Origin of the sequence: Streptococcus mitis, assembly GCF_001579035.1 — a bacterium.
In the GTDB taxonomy this organism is placed as follows: Bacteria; Bacillota; Bacilli; order Lactobacillales; family Streptococcaceae; genus Streptococcus; species Streptococcus mitis_J.
Genome location: NZ_KQ970286.1, coordinates 193,402 through 193,903 on the forward strand (window position 1 = coordinate 193,402; position 502 = coordinate 193,903).

The following is a 502-nucleotide window of genomic DNA, read 5'->3' on the forward strand; positions in this document are numbered from 1 at the left end:
TGTATTCTTTAAAGGCACCACCTGTGCTAAATGGCAAGTAGAAACCAGGAATTTCAAACCAGTTAGCTTTAAGAACTGGTGTAAAGTCAACCAAGCCAAGAGTTAGTGCGAAGAGGTAACCACCGATAATGGCAAAGAGGAAAGGAATGATTCGTAGGAAGCCTTTTCCTTTTGTATTGATAAAGGCAGCAATCAAGAAAGTAACAACTGCTACAAGAGCATTTTTCCAATTTCCATCCGCTACAAGACCAGCGTTAGTAACTGCTGAACCTGCAAGCCCAAGACCGATAACGATGATCATAGGTCCGATGATGATTGGTGGCAAGAGTTTATCAATCCATTTTGTACCCGCAAAACGAACACTTGCAGCCACAAGCACATAGATAAAACCTGTAAGGATAACCCCTGTTTGGGCAGCAGATACATCACCACCCATTTCTTTCATAGCAAGTGACATTGCTGTGATAAAGGCAAATGAAGAACCTAGATAAACTGGAACTTT

Annotated in this window: 1 protein-coding gene; it reads right to left on the reverse strand. The window is 41.6% G+C overall.

Annotated elements, in window-relative coordinates; genetic code table 11:
• Positions 1-502 (reverse strand): solute carrier family 23 protein (locus tag SMIDD26_RS03260; RefSeq protein WP_280630510.1); only part of this gene is annotated, 502 nt, incomplete at both ends.